The following is a 9,003-nucleotide window of genomic DNA, read 5'->3' on the forward strand; positions in this document are numbered from 1 at the left end:
ACCGACGGCCTGGATGTGGCGGCGCTGCAGCGCAGGCTGGCCGCCTTCGCGGCGGCGCGCGACTGGCAGCGGTACCACACCCCCAAGAACCTCGCGGCGGCGCTGAGCGTCGAGGCGTCGGAGCTGGTGGAGATCTTCCAGTGGCTGACGCCTGAGCAGTCGGCGCGGGTGATGGAGGACGAGGGGAAGGCGGGCCGGGTCGAGGACGAGGTCGCCGATGTGCTGGCGTATCTGCTCCAGTTCTGCGAGGTGCTGGGGATCGACGCCCTCGCGGCGCTCTCGGCGAAGATCGACCGGAACGAGGTCCGGTTTCCGGTGAACGGGGCGCGCTGACGGCGTACGGGTGTTGAGCGCGTACGGGCGTTGAGCGCGTACGGGTGCGGGTCGCGGCGCCGACGGGGCTGACCGCGAACGGGGGCTTTGGCGGTGAATAGGTGATCTCGCGGTGAACGGGGGGCTATGACGGTGAACGGGGGCTGTGGCGGTGAACCGTGATCTCCGGTCATTCGAGGGGCTCCGACCCCTTGATCCGTCACTCTCAGTAGTGAAGAAGTTATCCACACCGCAACTGTTGTCAACAGATTCCTGAATTCCCCTAGCTTTTCGGCCTGTTAGTCATCACTCTGGGTAGTGGAGGAGTGACGGGCTCGGAAGTCCGTTGAGAGGGGTGCGGGGAATGGACGCGATGCGGCTGATCGGTGTCACCCGGCACGCCCTGGCGAAGGCCGGGAGCGTGCACGACATCGTGGCCGAAGCCTGGCAGGTTCAAGCGCTGGCCGAAGCGGTCGGCGGATATTTCGTGGTGAGCGGCCCGGCGGCCGCGCGAGCGGAGGCGCGCGGTCTGTGCGAGGCGGGCGGGCGGGCGCGCGGCGCCCTGTTCCACCCGGCGCTGCACCACCCCACGTTGCGCGGCGGCGGTTTACGGGCCGCCCAGCTCTCGGAGGTGCGCGATCCGAGGGCGGTGCTGCTGGCGCTGGGGGAGCTGCTGGCGGAGGCGGGATTCGCGCTGGTCGGGGTCGCCTCCAATACCGAGGAGGAGGCGCTGTACTGGCAGTGCGTGGAGGCGATCGACGCGGCGGACGAGGCCCGGGACCGGGTGCACGGCATGCTCAGGCACCTCACCTTCCGCGAGTGGGGTGGGGAGTGGGGTGGTGCCGCGTGACGAGGCAGGATGGGTGCCATGGATCTTCGCATCTTCACCGAGCCCCAGCAGGGGGCGACCTACGACACGCTGCTCACCGTCGCCAAGGCCACCGAGGACCTCGGATTCGACGCCTTCTTTCGGTCCGACCACTACCTCCACATGGGAGACGTGGACGGCCTCCCTGGCCCCACCGACGCCTGGATCACCCTGGCCGGGCTGGCCCGCGAGACCCGGCGGATCCGGCTGGGCACCTTGATGACCGCCGCCACCTTCCGGCTGCCCGGTGTGCTGGCGATCCAGGTGGCGCAGGTCGACCAGATGTCGGGTGGACGAGTCGAGCTGGGCCTGGGCGCGGGCTGGTTCGAGGAGGAGCACCGGGCCTATGGAATCCCCTTCCCCAAGGAGAAGTTCGCCCGGCTGGAGGAGCAGCTGGCCATCGTCACCGGGCTGTGGCAGACCCCGGTCGGTGAGACCTTCGGCCATGACGGTGCCCACTACCAGCTGGTGGACTCCCCGGGGCTGCCCAAGCCCGCGCAGAGCAAGGTGCCGGTGCTGATCGGCGGCCAGGGGGCCACCCGCACCCCGCGGCTGGCCGCGCGGTACGCGGATGAGTTCAATATGCCGTTCGCCTCGCCCGAGGACAGTGAGCGCCAGTTCGGCCGGGTGCGGGAGGCGGCCGAGGCCGCCGGCCGCAAGGGCGACGACCTGGTGTACTCCAACGCGCTGGTGGTGTGCGTGGGCAAGGACGACGCCGAGGTCGCCCGGCGGGCCGCGGCGATCGGACGGGAGGTCGAGGAGTTGAAGGAGAACGGTCTGGCGGGCTCCCCGGCCGAGGTCGTCGAGAAGATCGGCCGCTATGCGGAGGCGGGCGCCTCCCGGCTCTACCTCCAGATGCTGGACCTGGACGACCTCGACCACCTGGAGCTGATTTCCTCGCAGGTCCAGGCCCAGCTGGGCTGAACGCACCACCAGGAGCACCCGTGATGTCCGTAACCCCCACAGCCCTGGCCGCCGCGCTGGAGCGCGGACCGCTCGTCCTCGACGGCGGTCTTTCCAACCAACTGGAGGCACAGGGCTGCGACCTCTCCGACGAACTGTGGTCGGCCCGGCTGCTGGCCGACGACCCGGGGCAGCTCGAGGCGGCCCACACCGCCTACGCCCGGGCGGGCGCACGGGTGCTCATCACCGCCAGCTATCAGGCCACCTACGAGGGCTTCGCCCACCGGGGCGTGGGCCACGAGGAGGCCACGGCGCTGCTGCGGCGCAGTGTCGAGCTGGCGCGCGCGGCGGCCGAGCGGGCGGCCGCCGAGCGGACGGCCGCGGGCGAGCGGGGCGCGGAGCCGGTGTGGGTCGCCGCCTCGGTGGGCCCGTACGGGGCGATGCTGGCGGACGGCAGCGAGTACCGCGGGCGGTACGGGCTGAGCGTGGCCGAGCTGGCGCGGTTCCACCGGCCGAGGATCGAGGCGCTGGCCGCGGCCGGTCCCGACGCGCTGGCGCTGGAGACGGTGCCGGACGCCGATGAGGCCGCGGCGCTGCTGAGCGCCGTCGAGGGATGCGGGGTGCCGGTATGGCTCTCCTACAGCATCGCGGGGGAGACCACCCGGGCCGGGCAGCCGCTGAGGGACGCGTTCGCCCTGGCCGCGGGTGTCGACCAGGTGATCGCCGTCGGCGTCAACTGCTGTGAGCCCGGCGACGCGGACCGGGCCGTGGAGATCGCGGCCGACATCACCGGCAAGCCGGTGGTGGTCTATCCGAACAGCGGAGAGGAGTGGGATGCCACGGCACGGAGTTGGCGTGGCCGGGCGACCTTCGACCCGGGGCGGGTGAAGGCATGGCGGGACGCGGGGGCGCGGCTCATCGGCGGCTGCTGCCGGGTGGGCCCGGAGCGGATCGCGGAGCTGGCGGCGGTGGTGAGAGGCGATTAGGTGGTGTCCGGCGGAGCGGGGCGCCTGCGGCGGGCTGCTTTCCCCTACCCGCCCCTCCTCGCAACTGGGGCTCCGCCCCAGACCCCGAAACGGGGGCTCGCCCCACACCCGAAACGGGGGCTCGCCCCAGACCCCGCAACTGGGGCCCCGCCCCAGACCCCGAAAACGGGGGCCCCGCCCCCGCCCCCGGGGGCCAGGAGCGCAGCCCTTGGCAACGGGAAGGGGAGGGGCGGGGAGGGGACAGATCCGCCGGACACCCCGTAGCCGCCGAGCGGCCGCCCTGATGAGAAACCATTAGGTGAGGGGCGATCGCCGGGCGATACTCGGACGGGTGTTCTTGACGATAACCACCACCGGCACCGCCGAGCGCCCCGCGACCGACCTCGGGTTTCTGCTGCACAAGCATCCCGACAAGGCGCAGCGGTTCTCGACCTCCTACGGCACCGCGCATGTCCTCTACCCCGAGGCGACCGCCGAACGCTGCACCGCGGCGCTGCTGTTGGAAGTGGACCCCGTGGCGCTGGTGCGGCGGGGCCGCGGCAAGGGCCGGGGCGGCGCCCCCGACTCCGCGCTCGCGCAGTACGTCAACGACCGCCCGTATGCCGCCTCCTCCCTGCTGGCGGTCGCGCTGAGCGCGGTCTTCTCCAGCGCTCTGCGCGGCCAGTGCAAGGCCCGGCCCGAGCTGCCGGAGCGGGCGCTGCCCCTGCGGATCGAGGTGCCCGCGCTGCCCGCGCGCGGCGGTGCCGCCCTGGTCGAGCGGCTCTTCGAGCCGCTGGGCTGGGCGGTGACGGCCGAACCGGTGGCGCTGGACGAGGAGTTCCCGGCATGGGGCGACTCGCGGTACGTACGGCTGGTGCTGGAGGGCGAGCTGCGGCTGGCCGACGCCCTGCGCCATCTGTATGTGCTGCTGCCCGTGCTCGACGACGCCAAGCACTACTGGGTCGCCCCGGACGAGGTCGACAAGCTGTTGCGTTCCGGAGAGGGCTGGTTGGAGAGCCACCCTGAGCAGCGGCTGATCACCAACCGCTATCTGGCCCGGCGCTGGTCGCTGACGCGCAGCGCGCTGGAGCGGCTGGAGCTGGCGCGGCTCGCCGAGGCCGACGACACCGCGGCGGAGGAGATCGACAACGCCGTCGGCGAACCGGCGGCGGCCGAGCTGATGGAGGAGGACGAGAGCGAGGAGGGTTCCGAGGAGCGGCCGGTGCCACTGGCGGTCCGGCGGCGGGAGGCGATACTCGAGGCCCTGCGCGGGGTCGGGGCGGCCCGGGTGCTCGATCTGGGCTGCGGCCAGGGCCAGTTGCTGGGCGCGCTGCTGAAGGAGGCGCGGTTCACCGAGATCGTGGGCGTCGATGTGTCGATGCGCGCGCTCAACGAGGCGGCGCGGAGGCTGCGGCTGGACCGTCCCGGCTTCGACACGGGCGCGGCCGAGCGGCAGTCGGCCCGGCTGAAGCTGACCCAGGGCGCGCTCACCTACACCGACTCCAGGCTCGCCGGATATGACGCGGCGGTGCTCAGCGAGGTGATCGAGCATGTGGATCAGCCCCGGCTGCCCGCCCTGGAGCATGTGGTGTTCGGCGCCGCACGACCCAAGGCCGTCGTGGTGACCACGCCCAACGTGGAGTACAACGTGCGCTGGGAGACGCTGCCCGCCGGGCGGATGCGCCACGGCGACCACCGTTTCGAGTGGACGCGCGAGGAGTTCCGGACCTGGGCGGGGGAGGTCGCCGAACGTCATGGCTACGCGGTGGAGTTCCGCCCCGTCGGCCCCGAGGACCCCGAGGTCGGCCCGCCCACCCAGCTGGCGCTGTTCCGCATCGGCGGCGACCACACGACCGATACGACCACCGCGACCACCGCGACCACGACGAAGGAGGCAGCAGCATGACCGAGGAGAAGCGCGCCATCGGCGTGCCCGACCTGTCGCTCGTGGTGCTCGTCGGCACCACCGGCTCCGGCAAGTCCACCTTCGCCCGACGCCACTTCCTGCCCACCCAGATCGTCTCCTCCGACGTCTGCCGCGGGCTGGTCGCCGACGACGAGAACGACCAGAGCGCCACCCCCGACGCCTTCGACCTGCTCCACTACATCGTGGGCAAGCGGCTGGCCGCCGGACGGCTGACCGTCGTCGACGCCACCAACGTCCGCACCGAGTCCCGCCGCGGCCTGATCGGGCTCGCGCGCGAGCACGACGTCCTGCCCGTGGCGATCGTCCTCGACGTCCCCGAGGGCGAGTGCGCCCGGCGCAACGCCCAGCGCCCCGACCGCGCCGGAATGCCCGACCATGTCATCCCCCGCCAGCGCCGTGAGCTGCGCCGCTCGCTGAAGTCCCTGGAGCGCGAGGGGTTCCGCAAGGTGCACGTCCTGCGCGGCGCCGAGGAGGTCGAGGCCGCGGAGGTCGCCACCGAGCGCCGCTACAACGATCTGCGCCATCTCACCGGCCCGTTCGACATCATCGGCGACATCCACGGCTGCCGCTCCGAGCTGGAGACCCTGCTGGGCAAGCTGGGCTACGCCCTGCGCCGCGACGAGCTCGGCCGCCCGGTCGACGCCGCCCACCCCGAGGGCCGTACGGCGGTCTTCGTCGGCGACCTCGTCGACCGCGGCCCCGACAGCCCCGGGGTGCTGCGTCTGGTGATGGGCATGGTCGCCTCCGGCGCGGCCCTGTGCGTGCCCGGCAACCACGAGAACAAGCTCGGCCGCTATCTCAAGGGCCGCAAGGTCCGGGTCACCCACGGCCTCGCCGAGACCGTGGAGCAGCTGGACCGGGAGCACCGCGCGGACCCGGCCTTCGTCGACCGGGTGCGGGACTTCATCGAGTCGCTGGTCAGCCACTACGTACTGGACGGCGGGGCGCTGGTGGTGTGTCACGCCGGGCTGCCCGAGAAGTACCACGGCCGCACCTCCGGCCGGGTCCGTTCGCACGCGCTGTACGGGGAGACGACCGGGGAGACCGATGAGTTCGGCCTGCCCGTGCGCTATCCGTGGGCCGAGGACTACCGCGGCCGCGCCGCCGTCGTCTACGGCCACACCCCCACCCCCCGCGCCTTCTGGCTCAACAACACCATCTGCCTGGACACCGGCTGTGTCTTCGGCGGCCGGATGACCGCGCTGCGCTGGCCGGAGCGCGAGCTGGTGGACGTCCCGGCCGAGCGGGTCTGGTACGAACCGGTCAAGCCGCTGACGACCGAGGCCCCCGGAGGCGCCGACGGGCGTCCGCTCGACCTGGGCGATGTGCGGGGCCGCCGGATCGTCGAGACCCGCCACATGGGCCGGATCGCGGTCAAGGAGGAGAACGCGGCGGCGGCGCTGGAGGTCATGAGCCGTTTCGCGGTCGACCCCCGGCTGCTCGGGTATCTCCCGCCCACCATGGCGCCGACCGCCACCTCCAAGGAGGGGACCGGCGGCGGAGCCGCCGACGGCGGCTTCCTCGAGCATCCGGCGGAGGCGTTCGCCGCCTACCGCGCGGACGGGGTGCGCCAGGTGATCTGCGAGGAGAAGCACATGGGCTCGCGCGCGGTGGCGCTGGTCTGCCGTGACGCGGACATCGCGCGGGAGCGCTTCGGCACGCCGGACGGCGTCTCCGGCGCGATCCACACCCGTACCGGACGGCCGTTCTTCGACGATGCCCAGCTCACGGAGACCGTGCTGCGCGGGCTGAGCGGCTGCCTCGATCGCGCCGGGCTGTGGCAGGAGCTGGACACCGACTGGCTGCTGCTGGACGCCGAGTTGATGCCGTGGTCGCTCAAGGCCGAGGGGCTGCTGCGCCACCAGTACGCGGCGGTGGGCGCCGCCTCGCGCGCCGTCTTGCCCGGCGTCCTCGCGGCGCTGGAGGGCGCGGAGGCGCGCGGGGTCGAGGTGTCCGCGCTGCTCGGCAAGCAGCGTGAACGGGCGTCGGACGCGGCCGCGTTCACCGATGCCTACCGGCGCTACTGCTGGCCGGTCGACGGGGTGGACGGCATCCGGATGGCGCCGTTCCAGATCCTGGCCGCCCAGGGCCGCAACCTGGCCACCGCGCTTCCGCACGATCAGCAGCTCGCCCTGATCGACCGGATGATCGAGGCGGAGAAGCCGGCCGCCGACGGCGCCCGGCTGCTGGTCCCCACCCGCCGGCTGATCGTCGACACCGAGGACGAGGCGTCGGTCGCCGAGGGGGTGCGGTGGTGGCTGGACCTGACGGCCGCGGGCGGCGAGGGCATGGTGGTCAAGCCGCTCCAGGGCTTCGTCCGCAAGGGCGACGGCCGGCTGGTCCAGCCGGGTGTGAAGTGCCGCGGCCGCGAGTATCTGCGCATCATCTACGGCCCGGAGTACACCCGCCCGGAGAACCTGGCCCGGCTGCGGGAGCGCCACCTGGGCCACAAGCGCTCACTCGCCCTGCGTGAGTACGCGCTCGGCCTGGAGGCGCTCGACCGACTGGCGGAGGGTGAGCCCTTGTGGCGCGTCCACGAGGCGGTCTTCGCGGTGCTCGCGCTGGAGTCGGAGCCGGTGGACCCACGGCTGTAGGGCTCCGGCCCGGCCGACGGGCCCCGGGTCCCGGACCTGGCGTCGGGTCCCGGACCTGGCGTCGGGCCCGGGAACGGCCCGGGTCCCGGCCCGGCTCATGGCCGGGCCGCCCGGCGTCAGGCGGCCGTGGCCCGGAGCCCGCGCTGGCCTCGGAGCCCCCGGAAGGGCCCGTGCCGTGGGACGGGGCTTGGGGCCCCGTGACAGCGTCGCGGCCCGGCCCGAGTCCCGCGACGGCCTCGGGCCTCGGACCTGGCTTCGGGTCCCGGACCTGGCTTCGGGCCCGGGAACGGCCCGGGTCCCGGCCCGGGTCCCGGCCCGGGCTACGGCTCGGCCTCGGAACCGCCCCGGGCCCGGCGACGGACCCGGCCCCGGACCCGGCCCCGGGCCGTCAGACGGCCGAGGGTGTCCGCGCCTCCCGGGCGCGGAACGCGCGGCGGTAGTCGTGTGGGGGCACCCCGACCGCTCGGGTGAAGTGGCGGCGCAGGTTGGCCGCCGTGCCCAGTCCGCACAGTTCCGCGATCCGGTCCACCGGCAGATCGCCGCCCTCCAGCAGCTCCCGGGCGCGCGCGATCCGCTGGCCCTGCAGCCAGCGCAGCGGCGTCGTGCCCGTGGCGGCGTGGAAGCGGCGGACCAGGGTGCGCGGGCTGGTGTGGGCGCGGCGGGCGAGGTCGGCCACGGTCAGTGGCTCGTGCAGCCGCTCGGCGGCCCAGTGCAGCAGCGGGGCGAGCGAGTCGTCGGTGCGCTCCGGCAGCGGCGCCTCGATGTACTGGGCCTGGCCGCCCGGCCGGTGGGCGGGCGCGACGAGCTGCCGGGCCAGGGTGTTCGCCGCCTCGGTGCCGTAGTCCTCGCGCACCAGATGCAGACAGACGTCGATGCACGCCGTGGACCCCGCCCCCGTCAGCACATCCCCGTGGTCGACGTAGAGCACGGACGGATCGAGCCGTACGGCCGGATAGCGCTCGGCGAACAGCGCCGCGTACATCCAGTGGGTGGCCGCCGTACGGCCGTCGAGCAGTCCGGTCGCGGCGAGGGTGAACGCGCCCGAGCACAGCGACACGATGCGGGCGCCGCGCCGATGGGCCTCGCGCAGCGCGTCGATCAGCTCCGGGGGCGGATCGCCGCGCACATCGGCCGAGGCCGGGACGATCACGGTGTCCGCCGCGATCAGCTCCTCGGTGCCGTACGGGGTGTGGGCGGCGAACCACGAGCGGGCGGCGACCGGTGCACCGGCCCCCTCACCGCCCGGTCCGATCGCACAGACCCGCAGCTCGTACCAGGGGTCGGGGAGTCCGGGGCGATCGGAGCCGAAGACATGGCAGGGCACCGCCAGATCGAAGATCGGCATGCCCGGGGTGACGGCGAGAGCGATGGACCGCATGGCAGGAATGTAGCGCATGCTGTCACTCCTGCCACTCGTTCCGCCGTGCCCCGGGG

General features: G+C 73.4%; 7 protein-coding genes. 6 read left to right on the forward strand and 1 reads right to left on the reverse strand.

What is annotated here, in order from left to right; genetic code table 11:
- Nucleotides 1-15 precede the first annotated feature (15 nt).
- From GWI24_RS34705 to GWI24_RS34730, 6 genes are all read left to right on the forward strand, one after another.
- Nucleotides 16-333: a nucleotide pyrophosphohydrolase gene (locus GWI24_RS34705; protein ID WP_210950026.1), complete on the forward strand. Its 318-nt coding sequence runs from the start codon at nt 16-18 to the stop codon at nt 331-333.
- A gap of 343 nt (nt 334-676) precedes the next feature.
- A complete protein-coding gene (locus GWI24_RS34710) occupies nt 677-1,162 on the forward strand; it encodes a DUF6099 family protein (protein ID WP_210950020.1) in 486 nt (161 codons plus the stop codon).
- An 18-nt stretch (nt 1,163-1,180) separates the two neighbouring features.
- Nucleotides 1,181-2,104, forward strand: coding sequence for an LLM class F420-dependent oxidoreductase (locus tag GWI24_RS34715; protein ID WP_210950021.1), 924 nt, complete (start codon nt 1,181-1,183; stop codon nt 2,102-2,104).
- Between the two features lie 23 nt (nt 2,105-2,127).
- Entirely contained in the window at nt 2,128-3,069 is a 942-nt protein-coding gene (gene mmuM, locus GWI24_RS34720; RefSeq protein ID WP_210950022.1) for a homocysteine S-methyltransferase, read from the forward strand.
- Between the two features lie 331 nt (nt 3,070-3,400).
- A complete protein-coding gene (locus GWI24_RS34725; protein WP_210950023.1) occupies nt 3,401-4,954 on the forward strand; it encodes a 3' terminal RNA ribose 2'-O-methyltransferase Hen1 in 1,554 nt (517 codons plus the stop codon).
- Complete coding sequence (locus GWI24_RS34730) at nt 4,951-7,569, forward strand: polynucleotide kinase-phosphatase (RefSeq protein ID WP_210950024.1); 2,619 nt, start codon at nt 4,951-4,953, stop codon at nt 7,567-7,569. Before GWI24_RS34725 ends, GWI24_RS34730 begins: the two co-directional genes overlap by 4 nt.
- 388 nt (nt 7,570-7,957) lie before the next feature.
- Here GWI24_RS34730 and GWI24_RS34735 read toward each other — a convergent pair whose 3' ends face one another.
- Entirely contained in the window at nt 7,958-8,947 is a 990-nt protein-coding gene (locus GWI24_RS34735; RefSeq protein WP_210950025.1) for a GlxA family transcriptional regulator, read from the reverse strand.
- Nucleotides 8,948-9,003 lie beyond the last annotated feature (56 nt).

This window comes from Streptomyces sp. MK37H (genome assembly GCF_018035285.1).
Lineage (GTDB): Bacteria > Actinomycetota > Actinomycetes > Streptomycetales > Streptomycetaceae > Streptomyces > Streptomyces endocoffeicus.